Genomic DNA, 19,067 nt, shown 5'->3' on the forward strand with positions numbered 1-19,067 from the left:
GGTACGGGGGGACGCGGGGCGGGCGTCCCGGCCTTGTGGTCGGCGGTCAGGGCGACCATCGCGCCCTTGACGCCGGGGATATCCTTGACGACGCGTTCGGCCGCGGCGCGCAAGGGGTCGAGTTCACGGGCGCGCTCGGCCGGCACGGTGATCGAGAAATAGACCTTGGCATCCGAGATGAACACGTCGGAGACGAGGCCGAGATCGACGATATTGCCTTCCAGCTCCGGGCCGCGCACCGCCCTCAGGGCGTCGAGCACCCTCTCCTTGCTTACGTCGGCGTGATCAGCGGCCATACTCGTTTTCCCTACGCGACGACGCGCGAGCCGCGCATCTCCTGGCAGGTAGATAATCGAGCCGGGCCACTTCGCCAATGGAACGATGGGAAAAGATGTCGGAACTCAAGACCCTCGGCACTTGGCACTTGGCACTTGGCACTCGAGAATGACAAAGGCCGCCTTTTGCTTCCGTGTCCGTTCATCCGGGATCACGTGAGCAAAAGACGGCCTTGTTCGCGACCTTCTGGGGCGCAGTTTTTATAGAGTGGTCCCCTCTGGACCTTACGTAGAGAGATGCAGGAAGCGTGCCAGTTGGAGAATCCCTGCGTCTTCGGGGTCGTTCGCCCGACAGTTGTTGGCACTTGCTCATTTCGCGAGCAGAATTTCACGCCGTGCATCTTATTCAGACGCTTGCCCAGGGGAAATCAGCTGATCAGGCCGAGCCGCATGGCTTTGACGACAGCCTGAACGCGATTGGCGGCGTCGAGCTTCTTGGCCACATGGTTGAGGTAGTGATTGACCGTGTGCTCGGAGAGGCCAAGGATATCGGCGATTTCCGAGCTCGTCTTGCCGGCGGCCGTCCAGTTCAAACACTGGATCTCGCGATCCGACAAATCGACCTTCTCGGTTTCCTGGTCCATGCCGCCGATGCCGACCAGACGATTATAGACGTGCAGGCAGATCATGTGCAGATCGGTCATGACCTCGATGGAGAGATCGGCATCGCCGCTGAGAAAGATGAACACGGCCCGCCCACCTGCGGCATCGTGAACGGGGAAAAAATAGGCCTCGCAGAACTCCACCTCCTGCAGGAGCGTTTCCCGCTCAGGCGAAAAGAGGCCGCCCGCGCTTTCCCGACACTCGTCCGCGGTCATTCGAAACGGCGTGGTCGTCGTGCGCAGCATGACGAAGGCCTGGTTCTCGTGCACCGAGCCGCTGTCGTCATAGCGCTGGGTGACATCGTCGGGGACGTTGGAGAGAACGGCAATCTCGGAATATTTCGTCTGGTCGACCGTCGGCAGCGTACAGAGGAGAAAGAAGGGAAAGCCACGCGCAGCCGTGATGCGCGTCATATGGGCAAGGACGTCGTCTCGACTTTTCAGCCGCTCAAGCGCGGCAAGATCGTTTTCGGACGCATCTCCCGCCCATCCGCCTTCCGACATGGCGGCATTCGATGCAGTGGGCTTCGTGTCAGGCATGGAGGGTCTCCATCCACCTGCCGCTTCTGCCATGCGGGCGTGCCGGCATGGGCTCCGCCACCTTCATCCTCGTCCCATCCTCCAACGGCACTCGGTTCACGTGATCAGCCCAGCCCGAAGGGCTTTTGCGATCGTCTGGACCCGGTTGACCGAATCCAGCTTTCGGGTCGCACGGTTGAGATAGTGGTTGACGGTATATTCCGACAGGTTGAGCAGGCGTGCCATTTCGACGGTGGTCTTGCCGCCTGCGGCCAGGCGCAGGCATTCGATCTCGCGGCGGGACAGGGAGCCGGGCGCACGCCGCGAGGCCGACCAGATCTCGCTCAGGCGATTGAAGGCATGCCCCGCCACGAAGGTCACCACGTTCAACTCCTGTCGGTTCAACTCCGGCCGGTCGCCGCCGAACGCAATGGCGCTGCGACGACCGTCGGCATCGTGAACAGGCACGAACACCATGCGCCCGAAGCCCGAACGCGCAAACAGGCCCTTGGCAATCTTGACCGTCCTGACGAAGGCCAGAGGTGAGGTATTGTCGACCGTGAAGGGCACGGTGCTCAGCCGCAACTGCTCGAAAACCGGACTGGTCTTCAACAGTCCCAGCGCGTCATACTCCTTGACGATATCCATCGGCCAGTTCGTCATCATCACCAGCTTGCGAAGCGACGACACGGACCGGGATGGCAAGGACAGGACGGCGTATCCCTGGAACTCATAGAGCTCACAGATGCTCTCGAACAAGCTGCGGACATCGCCTTCCTGATCCAGGTCGCCGATCGTCCAGCTGTTGCCGGAAACGACAATCTCGGGCGAGACACTCCTCAAACCCATGAACATTCCTTTGAGTGATTATGATTGCCGCAGCGAATTCCAACAACGTGGCATGCACCGAATTCCATCATCTGAAACGATTCCGGTGGGCTTTTTTGCCTGATCCGCTGCCGTTCCACTATAAATAAAGTCCATGTGGCGTCTAGCACCACTTAGCAATTGGTCTGATAAATACACAAGACCGAGGTTCGAACGTCCGTTTTACCGGTCGGGCGCAGACACCGGACAGAGACCGACACCCGCATCGTGAGAGATGGAATTCGCCACGTCTCTGACAAGTCCCGACCATGCCTCCAATTGACGGATCGTCACGCGATAAGCCGGTCCCGTCACCGAAATGCCCCCGACGATCCCGTGGCTCTCGCATGCCTTGTCTCCGGAGGAGACCGGCGCGGCGACACAGTGGATCTCGACTTCATGTTCCTCCGCATCGATCGCATATCCTCGTCCGCGGATCCGGTCGAGGTCGGCCATCAGCGCGCCTCGCGACCGGTGCGTATTGGCCGTGAAGGGGTGATAGGAGATGCGCGCGAGGCTCGCATCCAGCCGCGCAGGTGGCAAGACGGAAAGTGCTGCCTTACCCAATCCCGTGCAATAGGCCGGCGAAACCCGGCCGATCTGGCTCTCCATTCGCACCGTCTGGCGACTTTCCACCTTGTCCAGATAGATGATGTCGGTCGTGCGAAGGACGCCCAGATGAACCGTTTCGCCCGTTTCCGCGTGAAGACGATCAAGATGCGGCCGGGCGATTCGCCGGAGATCGTTGCGCGACCATGCCCGGTGCGCAAACGACAACAGCCTCAGGCCCGGCTCGTAGGCGAGGTCCGCACGCTGAAACAGCAGGCCTTCCTCGACCAGATGCGACAGATGCCGATGCAGCGTGCCGCGGGGCTGGCGCGAGAGCGCGTGAATGTCGGTAAAGCGTAGCGGCATGTCGGCGTTGACGACGAGTTCGAGCACGGCCATCGCCTTCCCCAGCGTTCCCGTATCCAGAGCGGCCGACGACTCCACGCGGTCGCCCGCATGGTCTGCCGTCCTACCGTCGCTGGTCGATGTCTTCACTCTGCCGTCTTTCACCCGCAAGATCCAACGGGGGGTTCGTAGCCTGTTTTGTGCCCTGCCGCATCGCCGGCGGCACGGTGCCGCGCACCTTTCCGCCTTGACACCCAACCGGGATTTGGCCGATATTCCACATACTAAACGATTGTTCCGAATATTGGAACAGAAATATGAAATGTATGCCTTGAGGGAGGGCGTCGACAGCATGCCCGGCCCTTCTGCAACGTTTCCGGATCTCGCAGATCGTGGCGTACTCATCACGGGCGGAGCCTCGGGCATCGGTGCGGCATTGGTCGAAGGTTTCGTGCGCCAGGGTGCACGGGTCGCGTATATCGACATCAACGCAGATACGGCGGCGGAAGTTTCAGCCCGTCTCAAAGACGTCGGACCCCATGCGCCGCTTTTCATAGAGGCGGACCTGCGGGACATCGCCGGCATACCCGCGCTCGTCGATCGCGCAGCGGCGGCGCTGGGCGGCCTGAAGGTGCTCGTCAACAATGCGGCCCGCGACGACCGGCAGGTTTTCGGCGCGATCTCTGAGGCCGACTGGGACGAAAACCTCGGCATCAACCTGAAGCCGGTCTTCTTCATGAGCCAGGCGGCAGCGCCCTATCTCACAGCCGGGAATGGGTCCTCTCTTTCGGGCGGGTCCATCGTCAATTTCTCCTCGATCGCCTATCTCCTCAACATGGGTGAGGTGCCGGCCTATGCGACCGCGAAGGCTGGGATCGTCGGCCTGACGAAGTCGCTCGCAGGTGCGCTCGGCCCCTCCGGCGTGCGGGTCAACGCGCTGCTGCCGGGCATGGTGGTGACCGAACGGCAGAAGGCGCTGTGGCTGAGCGAGGACAGCATCGAAGCGATGCGCCGGCGACAATGCATTCCCGAAACGCTTTATGCCGACGACCTCGTCGGCCCCTGCCTCTTCCTCGCCTCCGACTGTTCGGCGCGGATGACGGCCCAGACGATGATCATCGACGGAGGTGTCTTGTGACGACAACGATAAGCCAGCCGGCAGCGGCCCGTTATGCAGCAGCGGATTGGGGAACGTCGAGTTTCCGGATCTGGCTGATCGGCGAAACGGGCGAGGCCCTTGGCGAGCGCCGCAGTGCCGAGGGCATGACGACGGCGGCGAAAACAGGGTTTTCAGCCGTTTTGGAAACGCATCTGGAGGCGATGGGCGCCAGCGCCACGCTGCCGGTCGTGATCTGCGGCATGGCGGGTGCACGGCAGGGCTGGGTGGAGGCGGGCTATCTCGACACGCCGGCCGCCCTCTCCGACATCGTCCGCCATGCGGTCGTCGTTCCCGACGAGCGTCGCGACATCCGCATCCTGCCGGGGCTCGCCCAGCGCGATGCGGTGAGGCCCGACGTGATGCGCGGCGAGGAAACGCAGCTGCTCGGCAGCGTCGGTGCCCTTTCGGGCACGCGGCTCGTCTGCATGCCGGGCACGCACAGCAAATGGGTGCGGGTGACGGATGGCAAGGTCGAGCGGTTCTCGACCTTCATGAGCGGCGAACTGTTCGACGTCGTGTCGCGGCAGTCGATCCTCAGCCATGCGGTGGCTGATGCCGGCGCCTTCGACGGCACGCATCCGGCCTTCGTCGCCGCCGTCGCCGAGGCGATGGCAAACCCTGCCATGGCGACCAATCTCCTCTTCACCGTCCGCTCCGGCCAGTTGCTGCACGGGCATGGCGCAACGGAGGCGAAAGCCCGGCTGTCCGGGCTGATGATCGGCCTGGAGATTGCGGGTGCGACCACCATGACCGCCGACGCCCAAACGCCGGTCAGTCTCGTCGCCTCCGGCCCGCTGGCCGGGCTCTATACGCAGGCGCTCACGGCTGCCGGGCTTCAGAGCGAGCTCGTCGATGCCGACGAGGCCGTTCGCGACGGGTTGGCGGCTGCGGCCAAAGCGCTCTGGCCGGCCTGAGATCATTCCCTATTTGCCGCTTTCGAGCCTATTCTTTGCCGCTTTCAAGAAAGACGAGATCATGACACGCGTTCCCTTCCCCTCCATGAAATATCCGCTGATCGCCATCCTGCGCGGGTTGAAGCCCGAGGAGACGGAGGCGGCGATTTCGGCGCTGGTCGAGGCCGAGTTCACGGCCATCGAAATTCCGCTGAACTCGCCGGATCCCTTCCGCTCCATCGAGATCGCCGTGAAGACGGCGCCGGCCAACTGCCTGATCGGCGCCGGCACGGTGCTGACCAAGGACCAGGTCGAGCGGCTGGAGCAGGCCGGCGGCCGGCTGTTCGTCAGCCCGAACGTCGACGTGGACGTCATCGCGCATGCCGCATCGAAGGGCATGGTGACCATGCCCGGCGTCTTCACACCGACCGAAGCTCTGGCAGCGGCTGCGGCCGGCGCAACCGGGCTCAAGTTCTTTCCGGCGAGCGTGCTCGGCGCCTCCGGCATTTCGGCCATCCGCGCCGTGCTGCCGACCGATCTGGAGATCGCGGCGGTCGGCGGCGTGTCCGAGGCCAATTTCGCGGAATATGCCAAGATTGGGGTCAAGAGCTTCGGCCTCGGGTCCAGCATCTACAAGGTCGGCATGAGTGCCGCCGAAATCGGCGCGCGCGCCCGTATCACCACCAAGGCCTATGACGCCGTCTATGGAGCGTCCGCATGAGTGCCAACGCGAAAATCGTCAGCGACAATCCCTCGGAGCTTGGTGAAGGCCCGGTCTACGATCCCTCGACCGGCACCGTCTGGTGGTTCAACATCGTCGGGCGCGAGCTGCACGGGCTGCATCTCGAAAGCCAGGCCAAGAGCGTCCAGCCGCTGAACTTTCTCGCCAGCGTCATGGCGCTGGTGGATGGGGAACGGCAGCTGATCGCCAGCGATCAGGGCCTTTTCCTGCGCGATGCCGAGACGGGCGTCTTCGAGACATACGGCGTGATCGAGGACAAACCGGGAAACCGTACGAATGACGGTCGCGTTCACGCCTCGGGCGCGCTCTGGATCAGCACGATGGGCCGGAGCGCGGAAAAGAATGCCGGCGCGATCTACCACGTCGCCAAGGGCAAGGTGACGCGCATCGTCAGCGACATCACCATCCCGAACGGCATCTGCTTCTCGCCGGACGGCCGCACCGGTTATTACTCCGACACCGGTCTCAACCGCTTCATGCGCGTGGCGCTGGATCCCGCAACGGGCCTGCCGACCGGCGAGCCTGCGCTGATGGTCGAGGAGCCGGAAAGCGAAGGCGGGTTCGACGGTGCTGTGTGCGATGCCGAAGGGCTGATCTGGGCCGCCCGCTGGGGCGCCTCCGCCATCGACGTCTATTCGCCCGAGGGCAAGCGCCTGGCGCGGCATACCGTGCCGGTGTCGCAGCCGAGCTGCCCGGCCTTCGTCGGACGCAGCGCCGACCGGCTGCTCTTCACCTCGGCCTGGCAGGGACTGGACGAAGCAGGGCGCTCGAAAGACCCGGATGCCGGCAAGACCTTCCTGCTCGACATCGACGTGAAAGGCCGTTTCGAGCCCGTCTACGTGCTCTGATCGCCGCTGCCGATCGCGCCCCCGGAGGAGAGCGTCATCGGCGATTTACAGTCGAAACGGTAAAAAGTATGATTATTGGTGAACGGCCGTAGCGCCGCGCCAAAGGGAGGTTTCCATGAGCGACGAGAAGAAACGGGAACTGAGAAGCCGTCACTGGTACGGCGGCACCGACAAGGACGGGTTCATTCACCGCTCGTGGATGAAGAACCAGGGCTTTCCGGATCATGCCTTCGACGGACGCCCGATCATCGGTATCTGTAATACTTGGTCGGAACTGACGCCCTGCAACAGCCATCTGCGGATTCTCGCCGAAGGCGTGAAGCGCGGTGTCTGGGAGGCCGGCGGCTTTCCGGTCGAGTTCCCGGTCTCCTCGCTCGGCGAAACGCAGATGCGGCCGACGGCCATGCTGTTCCGCAACCTGCTCGCCATGGACGTCGAAGAGGCCATTCGCGCTTATGGCATCGACGGCGTCGTGCTGCTCGGCGGCTGCGACAAGACCACGCCGGGCCAGCTGATGGGTGCGGCATCCGTCGATCTGCCGACCATCGTCGTCTCCTCCGGCCCGATGCTGAACGGCAAGTGGCGCGGCAAGGACATCGGCTCCGGCACGGATGTCTGGAAGTTCTCCGAGGATGTGCGCGCCGGCAAGATGAGCCTGGCGGAGTTCATGGCGGCGGAAAGCGGCATGTCGCGCTCGCCCGGCGTCTGCATGACGATGGGCACGGCGACGACCATGGCGTCAGTGGTGGAGGCCATGGGCCTGTCGCTGCCGCTGAACGCCGCCCTGCCCGCCGTGGACGCGCGCCGCATGGCGCTGAGCCACATGACCGGCAAGCGGATCGTCGACATGGTGCATGAGGATCTGCGCCTGTCGAAGATCCTGACCAAGAAGAACTTCGAGAACGGCATCGTCGCCAATGCCGCCGTTGGCGGCTCGACCAATGCCGTCGTGCACCTCCTCGCCATCGCCGGACGGGCCGGCGTCGATCTGACGCTCGACGATTTCGACCGGGTCGGCGCGCAGGTTCCCTGCATCGTGAACTGTATGCCCTCCGGCCAGTATCTGATCGAGGATCTGGCCTATGCCGGCGGCCTGCCGGCCGTGATGAACCGCATTCAGGACCTGCTGCATGCCGACGCGCCGACCGTCTACGGCTGTCCCATCTCGGACTACTACAAGGATGCCGAAGTCTTCAACGACGACGTCATCCGGCCGCTCGACAACCCGCTTCGCAAGGCCGGCGGCATCCGCATCCTGCGCGGCAATCTCTCGCCCAACGGCGCCGTGATCAAGCCGTCGGCCGCCAGCGAGCACCTGCTGGTGCACGAGGGGCCGGCGCATGTGTTCGAGACGATCGAGGACATGAAGGCGCAGATCGACGATCCCGACCTCGATGTGACCGAAGACACGATCCTCGTGCTGAAGGGCTGCGGCCCCAAGGGCTATCCCGGCATGGCGGAGGTCGGCAACATGCCGATCCCGAGGCGGCTGGTGGAAAAGGGCGTGCGCGACATGGTGCGCATTTCCGACGCGCGCATGTCCGGTACGGCCTTCGGCACCGTGGTGCTGCATGTCAGCCCCGAGGCCAATGCCGGGGGACCGCTCGCCATCGTGAAGACCGGCGACCGGATCCGGCTCGACACGCTGAAGGGCGAACTGAACCTGATGATTCCCGAAGCCGAGTTCGCTCAGCGTATGGCCGCCTGGGTGCCGCCGGAGCCGAAATGGACGCGCGGCTATTACAAGCTCTATCAGGACACCGTTCTGCAGGCCGATAAGGGCGCGGATCTCGACTTCCTCGTCGGCGGCAGCGGCAGCGAGGTTTTCCGCGAAAGCCACTGACCGGAGCCGGCCGAGGTATTTGGTCGGTCTATACTTACCTTATGGCCTGCAGAAAGTTCCCCTTTCGGCAGGCCATTTTTTTTCGGAACCACTTTCCGGGACGGGCCGTTCTCTCAGCATCACCGGTGCGGCGTGTTTGAACCCCGCGCCACGATCCGAGAAGAAACCGAAACAGGAAGGTTACATCATGACCAACAAGCTCGTTACTTCCGTCGCCGCCGGCGCCCTCTTTGCTGGCATCGTTGCTTTCGCACCGTTCGCCTCTGCACAGGACGCCGCACAGCCGGCACCGGCCGCGCCGATGGCAACAACGGCAGCTGCATCCGGCAGCTACATCACCGAGCAGGGCGCGGACCAGATCGCTGCCAGCACCTATCTCGGCCAGTCTGTCTACAATTCTGCGGATGAAAGCATCGGCGAAATCAACGATGTGATCTTCTCCAAGGACGGTTCCGTCGAAGCAGCCGTGATCGGCGTCGGCGGCTTCCTCGGCATCGGCGAAAAGAACGTAGCCGTACCGCTCGACACCGTGATGGTTACCGAAGTCCCAAACTCCGACGACCTGAAGCTGACCACGACCGAAACAGCCGACACGCTGAAGGCTGCACCGGAGTTCAAGACGAAGGCCGCACAGGTCGCAGAACGGAACGCGACGACGCCGGTTGACGGCTCGACGACCTCGTCGACGACCCCGATGGCACCTGCCGGCAACAACACCATGGCTCCGGCCGGTGGCGCTGCCCCTGCCGGCCAGCCGGCCACGACGACCCCGTAATCCGCTAAACGCGGCTTACCAAACGGCGGTGCGAAAGCACCGCCGTTTTTGTTCGTGCAGACGACGTTAGGGATCAGATGGCGATGGGTCGTTTGGTGTCCGTGTCGCGGTAGCGATCGCGGAGGTATCGCAGGGTTGCCGTGGCATCAGCCGGCTTTCCGTAGAAATACCCCTGCCCCATACCGCAACCCAGCCCCTTGAGCATCAGCGCTTCGGCGAAATCCTCGATGCCTTCCGCGACGACCTCAAGACCCAGACCATCGCACATGGTGACGATCGCTTTGACGATGTGCTCGGAGGCGCGATCGTTGACGATGCGGCAGACGAAGGAGCGGTCGATCTTCACCTTATCGAAGGTGAAGTCCCGAAGGCGGCCGAGGCTGGACTGTCCGGTTCCGAAATCATCGAGCGAAATCCGCACACCGGCGTCACGTAGTTCCTGCACGATCTTCTGCGCCATGTCGGCATCGCGCATCATCGCCGTTTCGGTAATCTCGAGTTCCAGCCGGCGCGGATCGAGGCCAACGCGATGGATGATGGCGAGCACGGTGCTGCTGGTCGCAAGATCCATCAGTTGGGCCGAGGACAGGTTGAACGAGAGAAACAGCTCCTTCGGCCAGAGCAAGGCCGCCTCTGCTGCCTTGCGCAACAAGGTTTCCGACAGGGCATCGATGAAGCCGCGCTCTTCGGCGAGCGGCACGAAGATGGCCGGCGAGACGTAACCGAGATCGCTGTCGCACCAGCGCGCCAGCGCTTCGAAACCGACCACCATGTCGGTGTCGAGGCTGACGATCGGCTGGAAATGCACGTCGATCTCATCGGCGATGATGGCGTTGCGCAGCGCCTGCTCCAGCAGCGTCGCGCGGCGCATTTCCTGAGCGATTTCCTGGGAATAGACGGTGATCTGCCCGCGGCCGCGACGCTTCGAGCGATACAGCGCGGTATCCGCACTCTTCAAGAGGTCGTCATAGGCTTCGCCGGCAAAGGGATAGACCGCAAAGCCAAAGGAGGCAGAGAGACGCACCGTGCGCTCGGCCAGTTCGAACGGTGCCTGCAGCACCTCCTTCAGCATATGGCCGATCTTCTCGGCGCCCTTGCGCTCGAAGACGAGCGGCAGCACGAAGGCGAACTCGTCATTGCCCATGCGGATGACGGTTGCGCCATCGGGCATACAGGCTTCCAGCCGGCGCGCGACCTGGTAGAGGATCTCGTTGCCCGCGGCGTGGCCGAAGAGATCGTTGAGCGGCTTGAACCCGTCGAGATTGGCAAGACCGATCGTGAAGGGTGCCGGATCGGCAGCGCGTTCCAGCGCGATTTCCCGCACTTTTTCCCGCAGCCGGTGGGAATTGCCAAGGTCCGTCAGAGGATCGATGAAGGCCAGGGCATGAAGATCGCGAGCGTGACGGTCGAACGCAGGACTGCCGATGTCGTACGGATCGTGTTCCGGGGAGACATCATGACGACGCTGAGGCATCGCAGCCTGCCGCTCTCGCTGACTCGGCTCCGTAAGGCGTGACAGACCTTTCTGGCGCGAAGCTGTTTCGTCCTGATCCATTGCGGAGGTCCTGCATATTTTGGTCGGCACGCTGACCGCATGGACCATGGGACCACATCGTTAAGAAATTACAACAGTCTATATCCCTAATTCTCGTATCGCTTGCAAGAACGCGAAGGAAAGAGCGGATTCTATACCTGAAGATGCAGGAGTTTCTCCACTATCGTGGAAGACGTATCAGCGCTGCTGGCGATGATCGCTGCTGTCCTGAAGATAGCGGTTCCGCACGCGCTCGATCATGTCGGGGCTGATCGGCTTTACGATATGGTCATCCATGCCGGCAGCGCGCGCATGCTCCAGGTCGATATCGAGGGCCTGCGTCGTCACCGCGACGATCGGCGTGCGGGACGACAGGTGCACTTCTGCCGCCCGGATAGCCCGCGTCGCGTCGAAGCCGTTCATGACCGGCATGGAGACGTCCATGAAGATGAGCTGCGGGCGGAATTGCTGCCAGAAGCGGACGGCTTCCTCGCCATTGGCGGCGATCCGGTAGGACAGTCCGAGACCTTCGAGGATCTGGGAGAAGACGAACTGGTTGATGTCGTTGTCTTCGGCAACGAGGACGTCGATATCGGAGGTTGGGCGCTCGGTGACCGGCAGGACGATGTCCCAGTCGGCGGGAGTTTGCAGGATGGCGGCGGGCTCGTCGGGTATCGGCGAGCCCAGTGCTGTTTCCCGTATCGTGAACGACGCAAGAACGTGGTCCGCCAGCGCCTCTTGCGCCCAGGATGGATCGAAAACGATGCCTGGCGGACCGGCAGCCGTCTCCAATGTCGCCTTGAGGTCTCCAAGGGCGGGATCGATGAGAACGAGGTCGAGCGAGAGGTTCGCCTCGCGAATGGCGTCGAGGAACGCCGTCATCTCCGGCGCGGAGCTGAGCGCGCAGACTTCGTGGCCACGCTTCGACAGGACCGAGAGCAGACGCGCCTCGACGGTCGCATCCGGCGTCATGACGAGGATGCGACCCGCAACGATAGGCTCGGCGGCTTCGGTTGTCCGTTGCTGAGCCGCCATGTCCTGCGGCGTGGGCGCCTGAGCGGTCTGGGCGAGGACGTGCAGGTCCAGTGCCTGATAGGGATCGTGGCAGTTCTGTGCCGGCTCGAACGCATCATATCGCGCGACGGCGAGGTTTTTCGCCATTTCCGGCGAGACCACGCCCTCGTCGTAGCCCACGACGATATCCGTGACGTCGTTCATGCAGGTCACGAGAAGGCCGCGATGCGCGTCGCCGACGCGGAATTTATGCGTCACCACCCAGCAATCGTCGCCGTTTGCCCGCACGATCTGTTCCGGCAGGCTGTGTTCACGCCCGGTTTCCAGCACCATGCGGTCGGACGTCTCGAATTTCTCGGCAAGTTCCGGTTCGATGAGATCCCAGACGGAGCGCCCGAGAATCTGGTCGGGCGTCATGCCATGCAGGTCGCAGAAGGCCTTGTTGACACCGATGTAGTTGAGGCTTCGATCCTTCACGCAGATCGGGTTGGGCAGGCCGTCTAGAATGCCTTCCGTCATCTCCATGCGCTCGACGTCGAGCTGCATCTGCTCTTCCTTCTTCTTCTGCTCGGAGACTTCGGTCAGGGAGACGACGCAGAGGCCGTTGGCCAGCCGGCGCTTGCGCACATTGATCCAGCGCTGGCGGGCGATGCGCTCGACCACCTCGTAGCGCTCGCGCCAGTGAAGGGAGACGCGTGCGGAAATCCATTCGTCGCGGTTCACGCGCCGGCGGCTGCGTTCCGTCGCCGTTCCCGAACGCACGCCGAGATCGAAGACGGCGCCCAAGAAATCCCGCAGCCGCGTGCCGCGTGCAAGGAAACGGTCCTCGACGGGATAGAACTGCTGGATTGGCTTGCTGGCAAAGATCAATTCGTCGTTGCGGTCGCACACAAAAACGGCCAGGCCCAGCGCATCCGAAACCGCTTCCAGCAGAGAGAGCTGGACAGCTGCGCCAGATGACGCGAGATCATTCATTCACGGCCTCACATTTCTGGCGAGCATTGACGGGAACATGCCGACGTCATGACCCTTTACCGGGCATGGCGTTTTCTCCGGGAGCGCGCGGTCAGCATCGCGATCGCTCCGGCGCAGCGCCCACCCGGAAACGGGAATGGCTGCGACATCTTTTCGTCCCTCACGTCGGGTCATGTTCGCCGGCAACGCCAGTGCTGCATATCCCTCCGGCGGCAGCACCCGGTGTCCTGTCGACCGTTCCGGCTGCCTTGGCCCAACGTCAACCATGCCACAGCGGGCTTAATGCACCCTTAAACCCTCAAGAACCCATGCTCGTTACAGCCCGTCTCCGTCCCTTTTCGGATCTCACAGGGGATATCCCGGCCGAGCCGCGATCCGGTCCTTGGCGGGGGAGCGGGAATGGCGGAGAATGCACCATGGCCATTACCCTCCTTTCCGAAACGCTCATCAACCAGATCGCTGCCGGCGAAGTCATCGAGCGGCCGGCGAGCGCTGCCAAGGAGCTGATCGAGAACGCGCTCGATGCCGGCGCCACCCGCATCGAGATCGCGACCGCCGGCGGCGGCAAGACGCTGCTGCGCGTGGTCGACAATGGCTGCGGCATGGGGCCGGAGGATCTGGCACTCGCCGTGCGGCGGCACTGCACCTCCAAGCTCGACGGCGGCCTGTTCGACATCCGCACGCTCGGCTTTCGCGGCGAGGCGCTGCCCTCGATCGGCTCCGTCGCGCGGCTGACGATCGCGAGCCGGCCGGCCGGCAGCGATCATGGCGCTGAAATCTCCGTGCATGGCGGGGTGGTGCAGGCCGTGCGGCCGACGCCGGCGAACCACGGCACGGTGGTGGAGGTGCGCGACCTGTTCTTCGCGACCCCCGCCCGGCTGAAATTCATGAAGACGGAGCGGGCCGAGGCGGCGGCGATTTCCGAGGTCGTGCGGCGCATGGCGATCGCGTTTCCCGGCGTGCGCTTCCTGCTATCGGGCCCCGACCGCACCACGCTCGAATTTCCCGCGACCGGGGACGACCGCCTGGCGCGCATCGCGCAGGTGCTCGGCCGCGACTTCCGCGACAATGCTATCGAGATAAATGCGGAGCGCGACGAGGTGCGGCTGACCGGCTTTGCCGGCGTGCCCACCTTCAACCGGGGCAATTCGCTGCACCAATATGTGTTCGTCAACGGCCGGCCCGTACAGGACAAGCTGATCTTCTCGGCGCTGCGCGGCGCCTATGCCGAAACCATTCCGCATGGGCGCTATCCCGTCGCCGTGCTGTCGATCACGATCGACCCGGCGCTGGTGGATGTGAACGTGCATCCGGCAAAGTCGGACGTCCGCTTCCGCGATCCGGGCCTCGTGCGCGGCCTCCTCGTCGGCGCGATCCGGCAGGCGCTGGCCGCCGACGGCGACCGATCCTCGACGCTCGGCGCACGCGGGCTCGTGAACGCCTTCCGGCCGGAAGCTTCGGCCCCTACGTCCGGTTCAGGTTTCGCCTCTGCCGCCCGTTCCTCCGGCGGTTATGGTGGCCAGACCGGGTATGGACAGGCGCCCTCGGCCCCCTGGGCGGCGGAGCGTTCGCCCTACCGGCCGCTGGAGACGGGCGGGCTCGGTTTCGGGGAAGCCGCGCAGGCCGCCTTCGGATCGTTCGCACCGGCCGCGAGAATGGCACCGGAGCCTTCGGCATCGCAGCCGATGGCGCCCGAGACGGCACGGCCGGAGCATCCGCTGGGCGCGGCGCGGGCGCAGCTGCACGAGAACTACATCGTCGCGCAGACGGACGACGGGCTCGTGATCGTTGATCAGCATGCCGCGCATGAACGGCTCGTCTACGAGAACCTGCGCAAGGGGCTTTCGACGAAGGCCCTGCCCGCGCAGGCGCTGCTGATCCCCGATATCGTCGATCTCGCGGAGGACGATTGCGACCGGCTGATGGTGCATGCCGAAGAGCTTTCGCGGCTGGGGCTCACCATCGAGCGCTTCGGCCCGGGGGCGGTCGCCGTGCGCGAGACGCCGGCCATGCTCGGCGAGATCGATGCGGCGGGGCTCATCCGGCAGCTGGCCGACGAGCTGGCGGAATGGGACACGGCCAACGGCCTGGCCGGCCGGCTGGAAGCGCTTGCGGCCACCATGGCCTGCCACGGCTCGGTGCGCTCGGGCCGCCGGCTGCGGCCGGAGGAGATGAACGCGCTCCTGCGCCAGATGGAGGCGACGCCCGGCTCCGGCCAGTGCAATCACGGGCGGCCGACCTATATCGAGATCAAGCTTGCCGATATCGAGCGTCTGTTCGGACGCAGCTGATGGTGAGAAGCGCCGGCCAGACGGCTCCAAGAGGCGGCTGGCAAAACAGGCGGCGAAGGTTTACAGCGGCGGGACAAGGTTCGGCCGCTTGGGCGAGACGATCAGTCAGGGGATGAGACACGATGAACCGGTTCGAAGGCAGCGGCAACAGGATTGCGAAAATCCGGTATCTCGACGGCGATTTCAACGTCATCCTGCCGGGATCCTTCGTCATCTGCGCCATCACCGGACGCGAGATCCCGGTCGAAGAGCTGCGCTACTGGAGCGTGGCGCGGCAGGAGCCGTATGTCGATGCGCAGGCCGCCTTCGATGCGGACAAGCGTGCGGGGATCCTGCCCGGGCAGACGGCAGACGCGGGGTCGTCGGTTACGCCGTAGCGTTTGCGGTGGCCCCTCACCCTAACCCTCTCCCCGCTTGCGGGGAGAGGGGACGTGCCCTGCTTGGGGTTTCGATGTGAGGTGAAAGCGGCGCCACGAGTCCCTTCGCCCCGCGCGCGGGGAGAAGGTCCCGGCAGGGGGATGAGGGGCCGACGCAGGCGCGACAGAACGCTTTACTCCCCGCTCCGGCGCAACAGCCGATGGCGGGCGGCGGACAGAGCGGCGTCGATCATCTTGTCGGGGGCTGCGGGATCGTCGAAGACGATCTCCACATCGATGACGCGGACTTCGCGCGCGAGTTCGCCCATGCGATCCGCCTCATGACCGGCGTCGAGGCGAACGCGGTCCTTGGCGGTCGTCACCAACAGAAGGCCGGCTGTGTCGGCATCGTCGAGCAGACCGGCGATCTCGTCGGCTTCCAGATGATGGTGATCCGGGAAATTGCGGGTTGTCACGATCTCCGCGCCGGTTCCGCGCACCGTCCGGTAGAACTTTTCGGGGTCTGCGATCCCGGCGAAGGCGAGCACGCGCTGGCCTTTCAGCGAGCCGTCATCCTCGTGCACGATATCGGCGACGAAGACCGGCCGTCCGGCCCGCGCTGCGGTGCGGATGACCGGGTCGGCCGCCGTCTCCCGGCCGATCTTCAGGACGGCGGAGGCGTAGCGCAACTGGTGGCCGAGCGGCGCGCGCACCGGGCCCGCCGGCACGAGGCGGCCGTTGCCGATGCCGCGGCGGCTGTCGATGACCAGCAGCGCATAATCGAACACGAGGCGCGCGCTCTGGAAGCCGTCATCCATGATGATGAGATCGATGCCTTCCGCCACCAGCCGCTGTGCGCCTTCGACGCGCTTCCTCGATATGACGGTGGGTGCGGCGCGGGCCAGCAGCAGCGGCTCGTCGCCGACCTCCAGCGCCCGGTGATGGTGAGGATCGACCAGCGTGGTCACATCCAGCGACCCGCCATAGCCGCGGCTGAGAAAGCCGGGCTTCAGGCCGCGGCGGCTCGCGGCCCTGGCGATGGCGATCGCGGTCGGCGTCTTGCCGGCGCCGCCGACGGTGAAATTGCCGACGCAGATGACGGGAACGGGGGCGGCCCAGCGGCGCGCACGGTCCATGCGGCGGCCGGCGATCCGCCCGTAGACCCAGGCGACGGGGCTGAGCGCGCGCGCGGCCCAGCCGGGGCTTTCCCACCAGAAGGGCGGCGCTTCCGATGCCATCAGGAGGCCGCCTCGTTCATCGTGAGGTCGTCGCCCATCTGCGCGTGCTGATCGAGGAGCGCCAGAAGCTCGGTGATATCGGCAAGGCAGTGGTCGCTGGCGGCGGCGAGCGACTGGCGGGAGCCGGTGCCGGTGAGCACGGCGACGGTGAGGCCGGCGCCGGCATTTCGCCCCATGTGCATATCGTGATTGTTGTCGCCGACGACGACGACCTGATCCGGGATGAGGCCCGTCGTCGCGCAGAAGCCGTGGACCATGCCGGGCTCCGGCTTGACGCCGTAGCCGCTGTCATAGCCCGCGACGTAATCGAGGCATTCGGCAAAGCCGAAGCGTTCGGCCGTGCAGCGGATGGAGGCCTCGTTGTCGCTGGAGGCGACGCCGAGCTTGTAGCCGCGTGTCCGCAATGTCGTAAACAGTGCGGAGAGATCCGTCACCGGCACGGCATAGGCGGCAGAGCGAGAGAAAAGGTCGTCGAGGGCATCCGTCAATGCCTCGCGCGTCCATGGTGCGCCGGCCTCCACCATGCCTTGCGCGATCTCCGCCGTATTGCCGGCCGCAAGCAGGCTGTCGGGGCCGACGAAACCGGTCTCAGGATCCATGCCGCCGGCGCGCAGCAGCGTGGCGCCGAGGTCCGCATCGTCGCGCGAGGCGATGCGGGCGACCTCGTAATTTACAGGCACCCAGCTTTTGGCATAGTCGAGCAGCGTCCCGTCCTTGTCGAAGAGGATGCCGGCGATCGGTATCGGAAGCGGTGCCTTGCTCATCTCGACGGTCTCTTTGGGATTTGAAACGTGCAGTATGACGCCTGCCGGACTGCGCTAGACATCGTCGCGCGGCAACAGGCGGGCCTTCACCGTCAGCGGGTTGATGTAGGGCTCAAGCCCGCGGATCGTCGCGGACAGGGCGCCGCGCATCTCGTGCACGGCCTCCTGCCCCGCCTCGATCATCTTGCGGCGCACCTCGTCATTGGTCAGCAGGTAGTGCACGCCCTTGGCCAGCATCTCGGTATCGCGCACGATCTTGGCGCTGCCGTTCTTGGCGAGCGTCTGGTAGGTCTCGCGGAAATTCTGGACGTTGCCGCCCGACAGGATGGCGCAGCCGAGCATGGCCGGCTCGATCGGGTTCTGCCCGCCCTCGCCAAACAGCGACCGGCCGACGAAGGCGACATCGGTCAGGCGGAGATAGAGGCCCATTTCTCCGACGGTATCGCCGAGCAGGATATCGGTTTCCGGCGTGACGGGATCGTTGCGGGTGCGGCGGGCGACGGTCAGCCCCTTGGCGACCAGCATGGCCTCGATCGCGTCGCAGCGCTCGGGGTGCCGGGGGACGATGATGGTCAGAAGCGCGTTACGCTCTTTCAGGGCCAGATGCACCGAACCGGCCGCGGCTTCTTCCCCCTCGAAGGTGGAGATCGCCGCCCAGGTCTTGCGGGTCTCGATCTGCTGCCGGTACTGGCGCAGCACGGCATTATCGACCGGCGGCGCGTCCGTATCGACCTTCAGATTGCCCGACACCATGACCGGTAGAGCGCCGAGCGCGCTGAACCGCTCGGCATCGGCTTCCGATTGCGCGATCACGAGCGCGAGGTTTTCGAAGATGGCATCGGCAAGGTTCGGGCGTTTCTTCCAGCGGGCGAAGCTGCGGTCGGACAGGCGGCCATTGACGAGGATCTGCGGGATATGGCGCTTGCCGAGTTCCATGATGGTCATCGGCCAGATCTCGCTCTCGGCGATGATCGCAAGGTCCGGTTCCCAATAATCGAGGAAGCGGGAGACAGCCGGCTTGAAGTCGAGCGGCACATATTGGTGGATGGCGATATCGCCCAGCCGCTCGGCGACGACGCGAGCCGAGGTGGTGGTGCCGCTGGTGAGCACGACGGCGATACCGCGGCGGTGGATTTCCTTGATCAGCGGGATGACGGACATGGTCTCGCCGACGCTGGCCGCATGAAACCAGACCAGCGGACCCTGCGGACGCGCAGCGCTCGGAAAGCCGTAGCGCTCCTGCCGGCGTGCCCGGTCTTCCTTGCCGCGCGCGGCGCGCAAGGCAAGGTAGGACCAGACGAGCGGATAGACCGCGGTTCCGACCCAGCGATAGCCGGACAGCGCCGCGCGCGCGAAGAGGCGCGTCATCTGGCGCTATCCACGCGGGCGGGACGCGACGGCCCGGACACGCGCATGCC

Annotated in this window: 17 protein-coding genes; 8 read left to right on the forward strand and 9 right to left on the reverse strand. The window is 64.6% G+C overall.

The genetic code is table 11. From position 1 onward, the window contains the following. The 4 genes from G8E10_RS00005 to G8E10_RS00020 all read right to left on the reverse strand — a co-directional run. A partial coding sequence (locus tag G8E10_RS00005; RefSeq protein ID WP_167125802.1) for an iron-sulfur cluster assembly protein occupies positions 1–296 on the reverse strand: 296 nt, incomplete at its 3' end. A gap of 407 nt (positions 297–703) precedes the next feature. Beyond that, complete coding sequence (locus G8E10_RS00010; RefSeq protein ID WP_281517361.1) at positions 704–1,477, reverse strand: helix-turn-helix transcriptional regulator; 774 nt, start codon at positions 1,475–1,477, stop codon at positions 704–706. A gap of 96 nt (positions 1,478–1,573) precedes the next feature. Then, positions 1,574–2,305 (reverse strand): helix-turn-helix transcriptional regulator, encoded by a 732-nt coding sequence (locus G8E10_RS00015; RefSeq protein WP_245419977.1) that lies wholly within the window; start codon positions 2,303–2,305, stop codon positions 1,574–1,576. Positions 2,306–2,506: 201 nt separating this feature from the next. Continuing rightward, a complete protein-coding gene (locus tag G8E10_RS00020; RefSeq protein WP_422038090.1) occupies positions 2,507–3,316 on the reverse strand; it encodes an IclR family transcriptional regulator in 810 nt (269 codons plus the stop codon). 253 nt (positions 3,317–3,569) lie between these two features. Here G8E10_RS00020 and G8E10_RS00025 point away from each other — a divergent pair, with 253 nt between their 5' ends. From G8E10_RS00025 to G8E10_RS00050, 6 genes are all read left to right on the forward strand, one after another. After that, positions 3,570–4,355 (forward strand): SDR family NAD(P)-dependent oxidoreductase, encoded by a 786-nt coding sequence (locus tag G8E10_RS00025; RefSeq protein ID WP_167125805.1) that lies wholly within the window; start codon positions 3,570–3,572, stop codon positions 4,353–4,355. Between the two features lie 8 nt (positions 4,356–4,363). After that, complete coding sequence (locus G8E10_RS00030; protein ID WP_167127041.1) at positions 4,364–5,290, forward strand: 2-dehydro-3-deoxygalactonokinase; 927 nt, start codon at positions 4,364–4,366, stop codon at positions 5,288–5,290. Positions 5,291–5,351: 61 nt separating this feature from the next. Next, the gene (locus G8E10_RS00035) at positions 5,352–5,990 is read left to right on the forward strand and encodes a 2-dehydro-3-deoxy-6-phosphogalactonate aldolase (protein ID WP_167125808.1); all 639 of its coding nucleotides are present in this window, start codon (positions 5,352–5,354) and stop codon (positions 5,988–5,990) included. After that, positions 5,987–6,859, forward strand: coding sequence for an SMP-30/gluconolactonase/LRE family protein (locus G8E10_RS00040; protein WP_167125811.1), 873 nt, complete (start codon positions 5,987–5,989; stop codon positions 6,857–6,859). Before G8E10_RS00035 ends, G8E10_RS00040 begins: the two co-directional genes overlap by 4 nt. 115 nt (positions 6,860–6,974) lie before the next feature. Beyond that, entirely contained in the window at positions 6,975–8,702 is a 1,728-nt protein-coding gene (locus G8E10_RS00045) for an IlvD/Edd family dehydratase (RefSeq protein ID WP_132446412.1), read from the forward strand. Between the two features lie 187 nt (positions 8,703–8,889). Further along, complete coding sequence (locus G8E10_RS00050) at positions 8,890–9,477, forward strand: PRC-barrel domain-containing protein (protein ID WP_167125814.1); 588 nt, start codon at positions 8,890–8,892, stop codon at positions 9,475–9,477. 73 nt (positions 9,478–9,550) lie between these two features. Here the strand turns inward: G8E10_RS00050 and G8E10_RS00055 are convergent, their stop codons facing one another. Further along, positions 9,551–10,951, reverse strand: coding sequence for a putative bifunctional diguanylate cyclase/phosphodiesterase (locus G8E10_RS00055; protein ID WP_167125817.1), 1,401 nt, complete (start codon positions 10,949–10,951; stop codon positions 9,551–9,553). 258 nt (positions 10,952–11,209) lie between these two features. Next, positions 11,210–13,000: a response regulator gene (locus G8E10_RS00060; protein ID WP_167125820.1), complete on the reverse strand. Its 1,791-nt coding sequence runs from the start codon at positions 12,998–13,000 to the stop codon at positions 11,210–11,212. Positions 13,001–13,416: 416 nt separating this feature from the next. Here G8E10_RS00060 and mutL point away from each other — a divergent pair, with 416 nt between their 5' ends. Continuing rightward, a complete protein-coding gene (mutL, locus tag G8E10_RS00065; protein WP_167125823.1) occupies positions 13,417–15,291 on the forward strand; it encodes a DNA mismatch repair endonuclease MutL in 1,875 nt (624 codons plus the stop codon). Between the two features lie 122 nt (positions 15,292–15,413). Beyond that, on the forward strand, positions 15,414–15,668 hold the full coding sequence (locus G8E10_RS00070) for a DUF2093 domain-containing protein (protein ID WP_092932401.1): 255 nt from the start codon (positions 15,414–15,416) through the stop codon (positions 15,666–15,668). 173 nt (positions 15,669–15,841) lie between these two features. Here G8E10_RS00070 and lpxK read toward each other — a convergent pair whose 3' ends face one another. The 3 genes from lpxK to waaA are packed head-to-tail and all read right to left on the reverse strand — an operon-like array spanning position 15,842 to position 19,017. Next, entirely contained in the window at positions 15,842–16,885 is a 1,044-nt protein-coding gene (lpxK, locus tag G8E10_RS00075) for a tetraacyldisaccharide 4'-kinase (RefSeq protein WP_167125826.1), read from the reverse strand. Beyond that, positions 16,885–17,649: an HAD family hydrolase gene (locus tag G8E10_RS00080; RefSeq protein ID WP_167125829.1), complete on the reverse strand. Its 765-nt coding sequence runs from the start codon at positions 17,647–17,649 to the stop codon at positions 16,885–16,887. The genes lpxK and G8E10_RS00080 overlap by 1 nt, the downstream gene beginning before the upstream one ends. Positions 17,650–17,703: 54 nt before the next feature. Next, complete coding sequence (waaA, locus tag G8E10_RS00085) at positions 17,704–19,017, reverse strand: lipid IV(A) 3-deoxy-D-manno-octulosonic acid transferase (RefSeq protein ID WP_132711312.1); 1,314 nt, start codon at positions 19,015–19,017, stop codon at positions 17,704–17,706. Positions 19,018–19,067: the final 50 nt, after the last annotated feature.

This window comes from Ferranicluibacter rubi, from assembly GCF_011603255.1.
GTDB lineage: Bacteria > Pseudomonadota > Alphaproteobacteria > Rhizobiales > Rhizobiaceae > Ferranicluibacter > Ferranicluibacter rubi.